Below are 16,462 nucleotides of genomic sequence, written 5' to 3'. Positions count from 1 at the left end.
TTGGCCGAAACGTTGAGAAGGTAACGGATCACTTGTCCGTTACCTTGAATGCTCGTATAGGTTTATGCATTTTTTTCTTTGCAGGTTTGATAAAAAACAGAGCGATCAGAAGGCAGGCGCAAGCAATAGCCGTAAATAAGTAAAAAAGCCATGCGTCTTTATTCAACAAAAGAGATGCGACTAACGGACCGCATGCCACTCCGATAAATCTGGCGCTGCTGTAGATGGACGTAATCGTACCCCGCTGTTTTTTATCGATCCCTTCCGTAATAAGCGCATCCAGGCTGGGCAAGGCGAGACCGATTCCCGTACCGCCAATGAACATAAAGGTATTCAACAGAACCAAGCCTTTTGTGTCCATGATTCCGCATGTTAGCATCGACGCGGCAAGCAAGGAGAGTCCGGCTGCCGTAAACCATTTCATTTTTGACTTGTTTTCTCCGACCAATTTCCCTGTTATAAAAGCGGCTAAGCAGATGGCGCAGAGCGGGATGGCAAGCAGCGCCCCTTTTTTGATTCCCTCGATATGATAATGATCCTCAAGCACCGAAGATAAGTAATAGAGAAATCCGAACATAATGAACATGATGTTGCCGCCTATCGCAAAAATGGCATACAACCAGTGTCCCTTTTCGGAGAGAATGGATTTAATAGATGTTAAAAACTCCTTAAATTTAACTTTTGTTTTTTCTTTCGTTGGAACCTTAACCAGAAATATTACGGCGGCAATAGATATAGCGGATATAACGGGTATGACTGCTAAAGGGAGGTACCAGACAACAATCGCCAAAACGGAGCCGAAGACGGGGCTGACAACTTTGCCTAATGTGTTGGAGGTTTCAATCATGCCCAGTCCGCTGCTTACGGCTTCCTCGTTATCAAACATATCGCCGACCAAAGGCAGAACGATCGGAAATGCGCCTGCAGCTCCGATGCCCTGAATAAGTCTCCCCGCCAAAATAACTCCGTAAGCATGGTTGTCCATCAGCATGGCCGCCAAGCCGGATATCAATCCGCCGGCAGCGGCGATGGATAGTCCGGTGACAATGACAGGCTTCCGGCCGTAACGGTCGGACAAATAACCGGCGAACGGAATAAAGAGGATCGATACCGCAGCATACACGGTAATGATAAGGCTCGATTGCACGGACGAAATCTTTAGTTTTTTTTGCATAAGGGGAAGAACGGGGATGAGCATGGAATTGGCAAGCGTCATAATTAACGGAATGGAGGAAATTGCCGCCAAATCCCATTTTTTTTTCTTCTCGTTCAATTCGTTTTCCCCGCATTCGATACGGGCCCGCTTCGGCGGGCCCGTAAATTTTCATTTGCATCACTGTTGGTATTGATTCGGCATTCCTGTTGCAGGCGCCTGATTCATGCCCTGCATCATGGCAGGGTTCATCGCCTGGTTCATTGCCGGGCGATAGCTGTGCAGCACGGTGTTGGTCGTTTCTTCCTTCATCGTCGGCACCTGGTAATAGCCCATATGATTCATATACTGCCATACTTCGTAAGCCTGCTCGGAGCAGTTGATCGAGCTCTGCTGCATCATCCGGCGAAGCTGCGGATTCGCGCATTCAAGCGCGGCCATCATTTTTTTGGCGGCCGAATTTTTATGGCAGGACAGCATGCTGCTCGACACATCCCAATCGTCCAATTGATTCATTGATACGTTCGGGCTTTGCGGCGCCGGATTGTCCAGCCCGTATACAGGCGCCCCCATGCTTTCGGAGCGGTATGGCGCAGCTTGGCCAAAGCCTTCCTGACTCAACGTCTGGAGCATATGATTGTACTCGTTCGTCATGAACTGAAGCTGACGGTCCAGCATTTGAAGAAGACGCTGATCCTTCACGAAGGAACGGTACAGCTGGAAATGATTGATTGCGTTAATGGAAGACGTTAAAATTTCATGTACTTCCATCGTTTCGTGCGCGCCTAAATGTGCTGCCATTTGGAAAATAACCTCCTCTAGATTTCTAACGGTGGAACGATTTAACCTGGAGTAGTATTTCCGCAACAGCCATTCGTATGCACCAAATCGAATCATCCATGCTTACCGGTAATACAACAAACGGTTTGCCGCGGCGTTCCGGAAGCTGGTCGGCGTCAAATTTGTCATTTGCTTGAAGGATTTCATGAAGTGATGGCTGTCATGATAGCCGAGCTGCATCGCAATTTCTTTGATGCTTTGATTCGTGTCGGTCAGCAGGAAGGAAGCGGCTTCGATTTTCTGCTGCAAAATATATTGTTTGAGAGACATACCGGCGGCCTTGTGGAACAAATGGGACAAATATTTCATATTGTAGCCGAAGTGCACCGCAATCTCCGACACCTTGAGCGGCTCAAACCGGTTCCATTTGACGTAATCGACGATGTCGTTGTACAGCTGAAGCTGCTTCAGCTTTTGGATGGGAGCGTTTTTGACAAAATAAGCTTGATTGTACAGCTCGCATAAAATGCTGGTCGTCATGTAATTGTTCAGCGTCTGGTCGTGATAGCTCCGTACGGAGTCCTGCAGCTGCTTCATCATGACGATAATTTTATCCGCGCTGCTGAGTGTACCCTTGCCCGGGATCATGATGGTCCCTGATTGCGCGGTATACTCCTCGACCGGGCAGGAGGCTGTCAGCTGCTCATCCGCTGTAAAATGAAGCCAATAAAAACTGCAATCCGATGCCTGGTAGCCGAATTGCCTCGTCCGGGGCGTCATCAGCAGAAAATCCCCTTCCTCAAGGACGTGACTCTCTTCTTCATCCGCAATGAAAAATCGGCCTCTGGTTTGTACGAACAATTCATAATCCATGAGAACCCTGCTTGCATGCATCCAATCGGGAGACGGGGAAACGAATTTTCCCGTCATGTTTAAATGAAGCGGTTTCTCGATTTGAAACGTATGCCCTATTATCCGGATCAGCCCCTTGTTTTCTAACCTTTTCACACCTTATGGAATCGCTTAAATATTAGGATAGCAGTGAAATTGACCCGGAACAATGACCAAGACATGACTTTTTTACACAAATTCGAACGTTTCGCCATTTACCCCGTAATTTCCAAAACGGTAAGCTGTAGTAGAAGATGATTGAGCCGACAATACGGTAAAGGTAAGGGGAGACGGAATGATGACAAAACAAACGCTGCTCCGGAAGAGCACGCTGCGGGATTTCAGGCTGGATCAGGTGACGCTGACCGGTGCTTATCATGCGAATGCATTTGCGAAGGAGCTCCAATATTTACACAGCTACGAAGCGGACCGATTGCTTGCAGGCTTCCGGGAAACAAAGGGACTTGAGCCGAAGGCCGAGAAGTATCCGGGCTGGGAAAACACGGAAATTCGCGGGCATACGCTTGGACATTTTTTAACGGCCTGCGCACAAGCTTATTCGTCCACCAAGGATCCCGTACTGCTGGAGAAGCTGAATTATATCGTATCCGAATTGTCGGAAAGCCAGTTTGATAGCGGTTATTTGTCGGCGTTTCCCGAGTCGCTCATCGACAATATCGAGAGGAAGCAGCCGGCATGGGTGCCTTGGTATACGATGCACAAAATTATTGCAGGGTTGATCTCGGTCTATCACGCGACGCAATCCCGGGCTGCGTTTGACACCGTTGTGAAGCTTGGCGACTGGGTCGCTTCGCGGACATCGCTCTGGTCGGATGAGCTTCAAGCGACTGTGCTGGCGGTAGAATACGGCGGAATGAACGCTTGCCTCTACGACCTGTACAAAATTTCCGGGGACCGGAAGCATCTTGACGCGGCCCATAAGTTTGACGAGCTGCCGCTGTTTGAAGCGATCCGGCAAGGCCGGGATATTTTGAAAGGAAAACACGCCAATACGACCATTCCTAAATTTCTGGGAGCGCTGAACCGTTACCTGGCAGTAGGCGAAAGCGAGCGTTCCTATTTTGAAGCGGCCGAGAGGTTTTGGGATATTGTCGTCTACCAACACAGCTATATCACCGGCGGCAACAGCGAAAACGAGCATTTTGGCGAGCCGGATAAGCTGGACGGAAGACGTACCGATGTTACCTGCGAAACCTGCAACAGCTACAATATGCTGAAGCTGACCCGCGAGCTGTTCAAATTGACCGGAGACCGGAAATATGCGGATTACTATGAGCGCAATTACGTAAACGCCATTTTGTCCTCGCAAAATCCGGATACGGGGATGACGATGTATTTCCAGCCGATGGCCACGGGATATTTCAAAATTTACAGCTCTCCGTTCGAGCATTTCTGGTGCTGCACCGGTACGGGAATGGAAAGCTTTACGAAGCTGAACGACAGCATCTACTTCCACAACGCTAATGAGCTTTTCATTAATCAGTACATCAGCTCGAAGCTGAATTGGGAGGAGCAGCAGATCACCTTGACGCAAAGCTCCGGCATTCCCGAAAACGATCGGGTAACCATTAAGGTGGAGACGGACGGTCAGGCGGCCAAAGAACTGAAGCTGCATCTCCGAATTCCTTATTGGATCAAAGGTGAAATCGAAGCAAAGGTGAACGGCGCCCCTGCAGCGGCGGAAAGGACGGAGCACGGCCTGGTTATCGGGCGCAAATGGAGCGATGGCGATACGCTGGAATTGACGCTTCCGATGGGGATTATCGTTTCGCGTCTGCCTGACAACAAGTATGCCGCCGGCTTCCAATACGGACCGGTCGTGCTCAGCGCGGCGCTTGGGACGGAAGATCTGTCGAAGGCGCAAACGGGAATTATGGTACAGGTACCGACGCGCAAAATGCTGGTCAAGGATTTTATTATTCCGGCTGGCATGAGCCCGGAGCAGTGGCTGGACGGCATTGACCGGCACTTGGTGAAGGAAGAAGGCGGCTTGACGTTCAGGCTCCGCCATACGGACGAGGACGAACGGCTTGTGTTCACCCCGCACTATAAGCAGCATCGCGAGCGGTACGGCATTTACTGGAACATCGTCGAAGCCGATTCCGAGCAATTGAAGCGGCATCTCGAGCTTGGCCGAATGGAGCAGCTGATCAAGGATGCGACGATCGACAGCGTCCAGGTCGGCAACGATCAATATGAACTGCAGCATGAGATTAAAGGGGAAGAGACGTTCGGCGGAGCATGGGACGGCCAGAACGGAAGGCTGGCGCATGCAGGCGGCTGGTTCAGCTACAAAATGGCGGTGGAGCCGGGAGGTGACAATCAGCTTCAGGTGACTTATTTCCTGCTTAACCATAATCGCGTCATGAATATTTACGTGAACGGCAGCTTGCTGGTCAGCGAAAAACTTTCTCCCGAACGGAAACGCCAGTTTGTCACCCAAAACTATCCGATTCCGGCCGGGCTGATTGACGGTAAGGAACATGCGGAATTTAAATTCGTTCCGGAAGACAAGGTCAACGGCATTTACGGCATGCTGCGGACGATGCGGCCTCTGTCGGAGCTCTAAGGATGACGGGCAACTGCGCTCGGCGATTGACACGGCGAATAATGTAATGAACGGTTGAAAAAGGGGCTGCGCCTTGTATCAGGTGCAGCCCTTTCGCGTATTTTATCAAACAAACTTCCGGCTCGTCTTTTTCCCGTCGCAGCTGAACACGATTTTTTTGTCCTCGACGATCGTCTCCAGATGAACGTTTTTGCCCCATAGCTGAACGACGTAAGGCAGGGTGCGTTCGACGTACTTCAAATCCAGCTCTGTGCCCTCATACTCGTGGATCAGGTACAGCTCGCCGACGCGGTTGAAATCGCCGTCCTTCACGAACAAGCTCGGGAAGCCGCCGTTAACCTTCGAATAAACGAGCTGATCGCGGATGTTCTCCCATGTCTTGTCGGTAATTTTCCACTCGGGCCCCTTTTTCTCGAAAATATACAGGTCCAGATCCTTCACCAAATCTTTCGTCAAATAGTTGCGCAGGAAGGACGTGTCGGAATCAAGCTCGCGAACCTCGAAAATTTTCTCCCGTCCTTTGCCGGGCACGCGGCCGAAGCGCTCGCGCTCCTCCTTGGTCGGGTTATCCCAGCGCCGCTCGATGTCTTCGAATATTTTGAGTCCCAAATAATACGGGTTCAGCGTATGCCGCGACGGCACGACGACGGAGGAGTTCAGCTTCGCGAATTCGATCGTCTCGTCGCTGGTCAGGTCCAGCTCGCGGATGATGCGCTGATGCCAATACGAAGCCCAGCCTTCGTTCATGATCTTCGTTTCGATCTGCGGCCAGAAATAAAGCATTTCATCGCGGAGCATGGAAAGAATGTCCCGCTGCCAATCCTGCAGAACAGTCGAATATTCTTCGATAAACCAAACGATGTCCTTTTCCGGCCTCGGCGGGAAGCGCTTCGTCTCTCCGGCATGCCTCGCCGCGGAATGAGACGGATCGGCATCCAGATCCCAGAGATCGTCGTAAGGGGAACCTCCGCCATGCGAAGCGGACTTTTCGCTGTCCTTTTGCGCCATTTCGATATACCGTTTTTTGTCCAGCTGGTACGGCTTGATGAGGGTAGGGTCGACATGCTCCTGGATGGCCAGGATGGCATCGATAAATTTTTCGACGGCTTCCGTGCCGTGATCCATCTCGTATTGGTGGATGCGGTCGGCCGTGGCGGACATGCTCTCGACCATGTTGCGGTTCGTTACGCCGAAGCGGGAGTTGTTCTTGAAAAAATCGCAATGGGCCAGCACGTGAGCGACGATAAGCTTGTTCTGGATCAGCGAGTTTCCTTCCAGCAAAAAGGCGTAGCAAGGGTTGGAGTTGATGACCAGCTCGTAAATTTTACTTAATCCGAAGTCGTACTGCAGCTTCATTTTGTGAAAGGTTTTTCCGAAGCTCCAATGTCCGAAACGTGTCGGCATCCCGTAGGCGCCAAATGTATAAATGATGTCTGCGGGACAGATTTCATATCTCATCGGATAAAAATCCAGGCCGAAGCCGCTGGCGATTTCCGTTATCTCATCTATCGCGCGCTCTAAATCACGGATATAATCAGCATTCATAATTACCCCTCCGTGTATTCGTTATACGATTCATACCATTTGTATGAAGCGATGGCCAAGGTTATGACCGGCTGCCGGCAACAAAATTTTCATATTATTTTAAGGTTTCGTTCAGCTTGAATTCAGTACGCTCCGTTAAACTGAAATATAATAGCCAAGCCAAGGAGGTACGTATGAACAAAAAAATAATTGCCGGGCTGGCGGCCGGCATTTTGGTCCTCGGAGGAGGGCTTTATTGGGCGGTCGGCGAATTGACGGGCAATCGGGTTGAAATAGAAAGCGTCATAGCAGAGGGGCCTGCGGAAAATAACGTGACGGAGCTCGCAGGACAAACAAGCGCCGGCGGCGAAGGGAGCGCGGAAGCGGCTTCTGCCGCGGAACCGGCGGATGTCGACGGAACATGGACGATCCAGCCTGATTCGAAAGCTTATTTTTCGGTGACGACCTCGCGCGAGAGCGTGAATTACGAGATGGATCAGGTTTCGGGAACATGGACGATCAATAGCGGGGATCCGTCCTTGACGAAAGCCGATGGAACCGTCGAGCTTTCCAGCATGGATTCCGGCAACGCCCAACGGGACATCCATATATCCGAGGCCGAATTTATGGATGTCGCCCAATTTCCGACCGCTCATTTTACCGCAACATCCTTTGAAGGAATGCCGGCCGAATGGACGGATGGACAAGTGTACGAGGTGAACATCCGCGGAAATTTGACGGTAAAGGGGATTACGAAAGAGGTCGCGTTTACGGGGAAAGCGACGGTAGAGCAAGGCCAATTGAAGCTCGAAGCCGGCACAATCGTCACATTCGAGGATTTTGGCATGAAAAACCCGCATAACGTCGTCGTTCAAACGGAAAACGAGCTGACGGTCGAATTGAGGCTTATTTTAAGCAAGTCATAAACGGCAATTTGGAAACTTAATAGGATCGAACAAAAACCCTTCCGGGGCAAGCGGCTGGTATGTATGCCAGTAAAATCGCGCCTTGGAAGGGTTCTTTTTGTTAACGCCTGAATTAATTAATATACTAATTCAAAACTATCAAAATTAACACTTGAATTAATTTAAATCATGTAGTTAAATAAGTATATGAATTTAACAAAAAGCTTATTAATTAATGAAATTATTAATTTAGGGCAGAGGTGACCGAAGGTGACAAACAAAGCATCGATGATCGTGGATAAGGATTTTCAAATCGGCGAAGTTGACAAACGGATTTACGGTTCTTTTATCGAGCATCTGGGACGTGCGGTTTACGGCGGCATTTACGAAGCGGATCATCCATCGGCGGACGAGAACGGCTTCCGTTCGGACGTGCTCGAGCTGGTACGGGGTCTTGACGTTCCGATTGTCCGTTATCCGGGGGGCAACTTTGTATCCGGATACAACTGGGAGGACGGAGTCGGGCCGGTAGACAAGCGCCCTAGACGTCTGGAGCTTGCCTGGAGAACGGTCGAGCCGAACTGGATCGGCTACAACGAATTCATGGACTGGTGCAAGAAAGCGAACACGGAAGCGATGATGGCCGTGAACCTCGGTACGCGCGGCATTGACGAGGCCCGCAATCTGATTGAATATTCCAATCATAAATCCGGCTCGTATTGGAGCGATCTCCGCATCGAGCACGGCTATAAGGATCCGCACAATGTAAAAACCTGGTGCCTGGGCAACGAAATGGACGGCCCTTGGCAGATCGGCCACAAAACGGCGGTCGAATACGGACGTTTGGCGAACGAGACCGGCAAGGCGATGCGCTGGGTCGATCCGTCGATCGAGCTGGTCGCATGCGGAAGTTCGAATATCAATATGCCGACCTTCCCGGAATGGGAATCGACTGTGCTTGATTTGACGTATAATACGGTGGATTATATTTCGATTCACCAGTATTTCGGCAATGCCGAAAAGGACACGATGAATTTCCTCGCCAAATCGGTGGGCATGGACTCTTATATCAATACAGTCATTTCAACATGCGACTACATTCAAGCGAAGAAGCGCGGCAAGAAGAAAATTAACCTGTCCTTCGACGAGTGGAATGTATGGTTCCATTCCCACGCCCAGGACAAGCAGCTGGAGCCTTGGACGATCGCGCCTCCTCAGCTCGAGGATATTTACAATCAAGAGGATGCGCTTGTTGTCGGCTGTATGCTGATCAGCATGCTGAAGCGCGCGGACCGCGTCAAGATGGCCTGCATCGCGCAGCTTGTTAACGTCATTGCGCCGATCATGACCCAGAACGGCGGGCCTGCCTGGAAGCAGACGATTTATTATCCGTACATGCACGCAAGCCTGTTCGGCCGCGGGACGGTGCTTGTTCCTCTCGTGAAATCGCCGAAATACGATTCGAAGGAATATACCGACGTTCCGTATTTGGAAACGGTAGCCGTTCACAACGAAGAGAAAGAGGAAGTAACGATTTTCGCCGTGAACCGCAACATCGAAGAAAGCCTCGCTTTCGAAATCGATCTCCGCAGCTTCGGCTCGTTCCGGGTAATCGAGCACATCGTGCTTGAGCATGAGGACCTGGAAATGACGAATACGGCGGAGGCGCCTAACCGCGTTTCTCCTCATACGGGAGGTAACGCGCAGGTCGGCGACGAAGGAAAAATTCAGGCGATACTTGGCAAAGCATCGTGGAACGTCATCCGCATAAAGGTTTAAGGTTGAAATAGCTGCTTAAAGTACTAATAACAACGGACAGGGTGTCCAAAGGCCAAATTCCGGCTTTTGCGATGCCCTTCTATTGTTATAGAATAGCGGAAAGGGGAGAAGCAGATGATTCATGCGAATACGGATAACGCCTGGCTGCCGCTTTACGAAGCGTTGGCAAGCCCGGTAAGGTTATCGATTATTAATTTATTGGCCGCCGATACGATGAACGTGAAGGAGCTTGCGGAAGCGCTTGGCCTTAGCAGCGCGATCGTCACGATGCATATCCGGAAGCTGGAGAAGGCGGGACTCGTCCATACGAAGATGGTTCGCAAGCACGGAGGCACCCACAAAATCTGCACGCTGGCGGAGCGCTCGATCTCGATTGAGCTTCCGCATCCTTCGATGGACGTCAAGAAGGTCCATGAAGTCAGCGTACCCGTCGGCCATTATACGCAGTTCGAGGTATTTCCGACATGCGGCATTGCGACTGTCGAGAAAATGATCGGGCAGTTCGACGACCCGAGATTTTTCCTGGAGCCTGAACGGATGAACGCAGGAATTTTATGGTTTGGGAAAGGCTATGTGGAATATAAGGTCCCGAATTATTTGCTTGCCGGCCAGCGTCCTGTCGCACTGGAAATTACGATGGAACTTGGCTCAGAGGCTCCGGGCGTAAACGAAAACTGGCCCTCCGATATCGATTTTACGCTTAACGGCAAAGAAATCGGCATGTGGACAAGCCCAGGCGACTACGGTGAAGTAAGAGGCCGCTATTCTCCCGTCTGGTGGCAGGACCGCATTAACCAGTACGGCCTGCTGAAGGTGATCCGCATCGAGGAGAACGGCACCTTTATCGACGGCCAGCAGATGTCGGGGGTCGGGATCGGGGAAATCGGGCTGGACCGCAATTACTGGAGTTTCCGCATCGGGGTCAGGGAGGACGCGGACCATGTAGGCGGCTTAACGTTATATGGAAAAGGGTTTGGCAATTACAATCACGATATTTTGTTCCGGGTTTTCTACGAGGATGCCAGAAACTCTTAATGCGGCTTCGTTCCGTCCGTCAATTGCGCGACTTCAATGCCATATTCCGCATATGCCGCTATAATAGAAACTAAGGCAATCTATGAGCTTATATCCGGGGGATGAACGATGCGTACGATGTTTGCGTTTTTAGGGAAATACCGCTTCGCGGCCGCCATTGCTCTCATGCTGATGCTGATCGAGCTTGCGGTCGAGCTGCTGCAGCCTTACGTCATTTCAAAAATTATCGACGACGGCATCGGGCGGCAGGATCTATCGGTGGTGATGAAATGGGGAGGCATACTTTCCGCGTGCTCGCTACTTGCTTTTGCGGTCGGCATCTTGAGCTCTTTCTATGCTTCGCATGTCAGCCAAAGCTTCGGCTTTGACCTCAGGGAGCGCTTGTATGAGAAGGTACAATCCTTTTCCTTCGCCAATTTCAGCCGGTTTCCTGAATCGTCGCTGATCACCAGGCTTACGAATGACGTGATGCAGCTTCAGAATACCGTGTTTATGGGCCTTAGGATTATGCTACGTGCTCCGCTACTAGTTATCGGGAGTATCGTAATGGCATTTGTGGTGCACCCGAAGCTCGCGCTCTGGCTGGCGGCGGTCATTCCGTTTTTGTGCGTGTTTCTGCTTTGGGTGCTCAAGAAAGGAGAGAGGCTTTTCCGCGCGGTGCAGCAGCAGCTGGATAAAGTGAACGGAGTCATGCAGCAAAATCTGATCGGGATGAGAATGGTCAGGGTATTCGTGCGGATGAAGCATGAGTCGGACCGGTTTGCGCAGGCAAGCCGGCAGCTCATGGACAAAACGGTATCCGCGCTGCGCTTGACCGAGGCGACGATGCCGGTTATATTGCTCGCCATGAACGCGGCGGTTATGGCTGTGTTGTGGTTCGGCAGGGTTCAGCTCGATACGAACGGTGCGACGGTCGGGGAGGTTGTCGCGATCGTGAATTATGCTACCCGCACGACCGCCGCCTTGTCGATCATGTCGATGATCGTCGTGAACTTTTCTCGCGCCCGCGCTTCCGCCCAGCGGATGGAAGAAGTCATTGTTACCGAGATCGATTTGAAGGACGAACAGGAAAGCGATGCCGCTGCAAAGCTGCAAAGCGGAGCGGTCACATTTGAGCAGGTATTCTTTAAATATCCGGATACGGAGCTGCCTGTGCTAAGCGGAATATCGTTTGCGGTTAAGCCCGGCGAGATGATTGCCGTTCTTGGCGCGACCGGCTCCGGCAAATCCTCGCTGCTGCAACTGATTCCGCGGCTGTACGATGCGGAGAGCGGCTCGGTATACTTGGACGGTATACCGGTACGCCGGATGAAGCTCGAGCAGCTGCGCAAGCAAATCGGCTACGTCCCTCAGGAGATTGTGCTGTTTACCGGAACGGTGGCCGACAATATCCGCTGGGGCAAGGAAGACGCCTCTATGGAGGAGGTCATCGAAGCGGCGAAGTTGGCGCAAATTCACGACACGGTCATGAAGCTGCCGCAGCAATACGACACGATCGTCGGGCAAAAGGGCGTTAATCTGTCCGGCGGCCAGAAGCAGCGGCTGACAATCGCGAGAGCTTTGGTCCGCAAGCCGGCCATTCTTCTGCTGGATGACAGCACGAGCGCGCTTGATGTACATACGGAAGCGGCCCTTCTGCAGGCGCTGAAGCAAATGAAATGCACCACCTTCCTCGTCACCCAGAAGATCAGCTCAACCTTCGGAGCGGATCAAATATTGCTGCTGGACGACGGAGAGCTGCTTGCCAGAGGCACCCATGAGCAGCTGCTGCGGGAATCAGGTTTATACCTCAAAATCTACGAATCGCAGTTCGGGAAGGAAGGTGTATGCCATGCTTAAATTATGGAAGGAGCCCTTCCTGTACCCGAAGCCGGGAACTGCGGCGGAAGCGCTTCCGCACGGTAATCCCCCAGCAGCCTCGGACAAACCGAAGTCTAAAGCTAAAGCGAAAAACGCTTCAGGCACGCTTAGACGCATGTGGTCTTACTTGATCGCGTATAAAGGAAGGCTGTTCTCCGTCATCGCGATGGTTGTGCTGAGCTCGGCGTTTTCGCTGCTCGGCCCTTATTTGGCGGGAACGGCCATCGACCATTATCTGATTAACCGCGGCAGCGGGTTTATTCGATTTTTGGCCGCAATGGCAGCCGTGTATGCTTTACATTCCCTGACGATGTGGCTGCAAAGCGTATGGATGATTACCGTCTCCCAGCAGACGGTCTACCGTATGAGAGTACAGCTGTTCGAGCATTTGCACCGGCTTCCGATTCCTTATTTCAGCAAGCGCCAGCACGGGGAGCTCATGAGCAGGGTGACGAATGACATCGAGAATGTCAGCTCCTCCTTGAACAGCTCGGTTATCCAGCTGCTCTCAAGCGTGCTGCTGCTGATCGGGACGGTGACGGTAATGCTGACGCTCAGCCCGGCGCTTACGCTGCTGACCTTTCTTGTCGTCCCTCTAATGGTGCTCGGCATGAAATGGATCACGGAAAGGACGGGAAAACTGTTTAAAGCCCAGCAGCGCAATCTCGGCGATCTGAACGGCTACATTGAGGAAACGTTATCCGGCCAGAGGATCGTCAAGGCCTTCTCGCAGGAGAGGACGGTAATCGAGGCGTTCCGGGAGCGCAATGAGCGTATACGGGTGTCCGGCTTTTGGGCTCAGGCCATTTCCGGCTTTATTCCAAAGCTCATGAACGCATTGAATAACCTCAGCTTTGCGATTATAGCGGGAATCGGCGCCGTCTTTGCGCTGAATGGCGCGATCACCGTCGGCGTTATCGTTATTTTCGCGGAATATTCCAGACAGTTTACCAGACCGCTCAATGATTTGGCGAATCAGTGGAATACGCTGCTTTCGGCGGTTGCCGGCGCGGAACGGGTATTCGACGTGCTTGCCGAGGAGGAGGAACGGACGGACGAGTCGAGCGCCGTCGAGCTGTCCGGGATTCGGGGAGAGGTCGTGTTCAAGCATGTGTCGTTTGCATACGAAGGGCGCAATTCGACCATCCAGGACGTAAGCTTTCGGGTTAAGCCCGGGGAAACTCTTGCCCTGGTCGGTCCGACGGGAGCGGGAAAAACGACGCTGATCCAGCTGCTGTGCCGGTTTTACGATCCAAGTTCGGGAAGCGTGACGATTGACGGCATGGATACCCGCGAAATAAAACGCGAAAGTCTGCGGTCGCAAATGGCCTTCGTGCTGCAGGATCCGTTTCTGTTCGAGGGGACAATCCGCGAAAACATCCGTTACGGCAAGCTGGACGCTTCGGACGAGGAAGTCGAGCGAGCTGCGATGCTGGCTAATGCGCATTCCTTTATTGTCCGGATGAAGGGCGGTTATGACGCGATGCTCAAAATGGACGGAAGCGGCATCAGCCAAGGGCAGAAGCAGCTGCTTGCGATTGCGCGGGCGATTTTAGCGAATCCTTCCATACTCGTTCTTGATGAGGCGACCAGCAGCATCGATACCGTCACCGAAATTAAAATACAGGAAGCTCTTCAGCGCTTGATGGAGGGCCGGACCAGCTTTGTTATTGCACACCGGCTAAATACGATCCGGCAGGCGGATCAAATTGTCGTGCTGCAGGAGGGAGCGATTGTCGAGAAAGGTTCGCATGAAACGCTTTTGGGTAAACAGGGGTATTACAGCAAAATGGTCAAGGGCCATGCGAGCAACGATTAACGATGCAGGAGGCGAGATGAGATGGCAGTGATACCTTGCCCGGGCTGCGGGCATCCTAACGAGGTGAAGCCGGAGGGACTGATGGCTTGGGTATGCTCTTCTTGCGGCGAAAAGCTGGTCGAGGAGCCTATGCCGTACGAGCCGTCCGCAAGCGAGCTGGAGTCGTCGCTGGAGAAGCAGGCTGCGGAGGAAGACTCGACGCGGGAAGTTGACATTCAGAAGTGGATAGCCAAAATCGGGGACCAGGACAAGCAAATCCGATACGTGGAGGAAGGCTTTTGGGCAAAAGTGAAGCGCTATGCGGCCAAGGTGCCTTTTTCGAAGGAGGTTATGGCGCTATATTACTGCTCCATCGATCCGAAAACGCCAATTTCCGCCAAGGCTACCGCGGTAGGGGCGCTGGCGTACTGGATTTTGCCGATCGACCTGATCCCGGATTTTCTGCCCGCGGCCGGCTTCGTGGACGACGCGACAGCCGTTTTGCTGGCTTATAAATCGATCAGCGCTCATATTACGGACGATCACAGGGAGAAGGCGGAGCAATTTTTTGTTCTGAATAAAAACGTTAAGCTGTCAAAGCCCGGCTATTAAGCAGGCAAAGAGGCGCAAATTGGATGAGTCAGTACCTTCCATTATGCGCCTCTTTTTTTGCTCTAAAACAAGCTCCAGTCGAGCTCCTGGGACAGGGCTTCGAGAAGTGCGACGCCTGCGATGCTGTTCCCTTTCCTGCCTAAAGCGGGGCCTACGACCCCTATTCCGTATTTGCCGGGTACCATCGTCAGAATTCCCCCGGATACGCCGCTCTTGGCGGGCAAGCCGACTTGTATGGCGAATTCCCCCGATGCATTGTACATGCCGCAGGTAACCATGAAGGTTTTGGCGATCTGAACGTAACGGCGGGGAATCAACGATTCTCCCGTGATCGGGTTGTTGCCGTCATGCGCCAGCACGAGGGCCATTTGCGCCAAGTCTGCGCAGGTCACCTGGACGGAGCAATGACGGAAGTAGACGTCCAGCACATCCTCGACTCTTCCTTTGAGCACGCCGTTATCCTTCAAAAAGTATGCCATCGAACGATTCAGATTGGCGGTGTCCGATTCCGATCTGTAAATGTCCATGTCGTAGTGGAGGGAGGGATTGCCTGCCAGCAGCCGGAGGAAGTCCAGAACACGTGCAGACTTTTCCGTCGTGCTGCTCCCGGCGATCAACGAAGAGATTGCGATGGCACCCGCGTTAATCAGCGGATTGAACGGGATGCCCGGCTGCACAAGCTCCAGCTTCAGCATGGAGTTAAAATTGTCACCGGTCGGCTCCATGCCTACTTTATCAAATACGACTTCCTCGCCGTTATCCATAAGAGCTAATATTAACGTAAACACTTTGGAAATACTCTGCAGCGTAAAAGGCAGCCGGCTATCGCCGCCCGCAACCGAACGGCCCTGTGCGTCGGTAATATGGATGCCCAAGGCTTCGGCGGGGGATTTCGACAGCTCCGGGATATAGGAAGCCACCTTGCCGTACTGGCATTTCCGCCGCTTCTCTTCAAGCCAATTAGGCAGTAAGGCTTCGATTCGATCCAGTTCTGCTGCTGACATGTCGACGCTCCTTTCATAAGGATTACTAATTGCTTTTTATTTAGAAATGCTCTTACTAAGCATATTATAAATAATGAATGGAATTAAAGCATTATCTCACTAGCTGTGCTTAATTGTTCAGCCGGTACAAAAAGCATGATAAAAAAGTGTTGCAATTAAGGGTGGTTATCGATTATTCTATATATCGTGCGATTTAAACATTGGCTAATAAATCAATGTGTAAAGCCATAAGAGGTCATATGTAGAGCTGCTGAGACAACTGGTTACGAACTGGTTCCGATTAAATTCGGCAGAATACAACAAATAAAAAGTTTTTTCGATAAAAAGCTTGACCGATTAGGCGAATGCATGGTATATTCTAATTCCGGCCGAGAGAAACACGCGGACGGCGAGAAAGAAAAGCTTGTTCTTTGAAAACTGAACAACGAGTGAAACTGCCCCTTTAATCCTCACGGATTAATGGAAAAGCGATAATAAAGTAATGAGCAAGTCAAACACTTTTATGGAGAGTTTGATCCTGGCTCAGGACGA

12 protein-coding genes are annotated in these 16,462 nt (G+C 51.6%); 7 read left to right on the top strand and 5 right to left on the bottom strand.

Features of this window, described 5'->3' with window-relative positions; all coding sequences use genetic code 11:
* Nucleotides 1-28 precede the first annotated feature (28 nt).
* The 3 genes from KP806_RS10450 to KP806_RS10440 all read right to left on the bottom strand — a co-directional run bounded on the left by KP806_RS10450 (nt 29) and on the right by KP806_RS10440 (nt 2,863).
* On the bottom strand, nt 29-1,273 hold the full coding sequence (locus KP806_RS10450) for an MFS transporter (protein WP_224723543.1): 1,245 nt from the start codon (nt 1,271-1,273) through the stop codon (nt 29-31).
* A 60-nt stretch (nt 1,274-1,333) separates the two neighbouring features.
* The gene (locus tag KP806_RS10445) at nt 1,334-1,954 is read right to left on the bottom strand and encodes a spore coat protein (RefSeq protein WP_224723542.1); all 621 of its coding nucleotides are present in this window, start codon (nt 1,952-1,954) and stop codon (nt 1,334-1,336) included.
* A gap of 102 nt (nt 1,955-2,056) precedes the next feature.
* On the bottom strand, nt 2,057-2,863 hold the full coding sequence (locus tag KP806_RS10440; RefSeq protein WP_263575672.1) for an AraC family transcriptional regulator: 807 nt from the start codon (nt 2,861-2,863) through the stop codon (nt 2,057-2,059).
* Nucleotides 2,864-3,122: 259 nt separating this feature from the next.
* Between KP806_RS10440 and KP806_RS10435 the strand changes: the two genes are divergently transcribed.
* Entirely contained in the window at nt 3,123-5,414 is a 2,292-nt protein-coding gene (locus tag KP806_RS10435) for a glycoside hydrolase family 127 protein (protein WP_224723541.1), read from the top strand.
* 105 nt (nt 5,415-5,519) lie between these two features.
* On the opposite strand, the gene KP806_RS10430 is transcribed toward KP806_RS10435, so the two are convergent.
* Complete coding sequence (locus KP806_RS10430; protein ID WP_224723540.1) at nt 5,520-6,959, bottom strand: SpoVR family protein; 1,440 nt, start codon at nt 6,957-6,959, stop codon at nt 5,520-5,522.
* A 173-nt stretch (nt 6,960-7,132) separates the two neighbouring features.
* Between KP806_RS10430 and KP806_RS10425 the strand changes: the two genes are divergently transcribed.
* The 6 genes from KP806_RS10425 (at nt 7,133) to KP806_RS10400 (ending at nt 14,927) form a co-directional block, all read left to right on the top strand.
* Nucleotides 7,133-7,864, top strand: coding sequence for a YceI family protein (locus tag KP806_RS10425; protein WP_224723539.1), 732 nt, complete (start codon nt 7,133-7,135; stop codon nt 7,862-7,864).
* A gap of 267 nt (nt 7,865-8,131) precedes the next feature.
* A complete protein-coding gene (gene arfA / locus KP806_RS10420; RefSeq protein ID WP_224724011.1) occupies nt 8,132-9,622 on the top strand; it encodes an arabinosylfuranosidase ArfA in 1,491 nt (496 codons plus the stop codon).
* 114 nt (nt 9,623-9,736) lie between these two features.
* On the top strand, nt 9,737-10,657 hold the full coding sequence (locus KP806_RS10415; RefSeq protein WP_224723538.1) for an ArsR/SmtB family transcription factor: 921 nt from the start codon (nt 9,737-9,739) through the stop codon (nt 10,655-10,657).
* A 108-nt stretch (nt 10,658-10,765) separates the two neighbouring features.
* Nucleotides 10,766-12,496, top strand: a complete 1,731-nt coding sequence (locus tag KP806_RS10410; RefSeq protein ID WP_224723537.1) for an ABC transporter ATP-binding protein — start codon at nt 10,766-10,768, stop codon at nt 12,494-12,496.
* Nucleotides 12,489-14,336, top strand: coding sequence for an ABC transporter ATP-binding protein (locus KP806_RS10405; RefSeq protein ID WP_224723536.1), 1,848 nt, complete (start codon nt 12,489-12,491; stop codon nt 14,334-14,336). The genes KP806_RS10410 and KP806_RS10405 overlap by 8 nt, the downstream gene beginning before the upstream one ends.
* Before the next feature lie 21 nt (nt 14,337-14,357).
* A complete protein-coding gene (locus tag KP806_RS10400; RefSeq protein WP_224723535.1) occupies nt 14,358-14,927 on the top strand; it encodes a YkvA family protein in 570 nt (189 codons plus the stop codon).
* A 62-nt stretch (nt 14,928-14,989) separates the two neighbouring features.
* Here KP806_RS10400 and glsA read toward each other — a convergent pair whose 3' ends face one another.
* Nucleotides 14,990-15,931 (bottom strand): glutaminase A, encoded by a 942-nt coding sequence (glsA, locus tag KP806_RS10395; RefSeq protein WP_224723534.1) that lies wholly within the window; start codon nt 15,929-15,931, stop codon nt 14,990-14,992.
* Nucleotides 15,932-16,462 lie beyond the last annotated feature (531 nt).

Source organism: Paenibacillus vietnamensis (assembly GCF_020169515.1).
Classification (GTDB): Bacteria; Bacillota; Bacilli; order Paenibacillales; family Paenibacillaceae; genus Pristimantibacillus; species Pristimantibacillus vietnamensis.
This window is presented reverse-complemented; position numbering and strand designations above follow the sequence as displayed.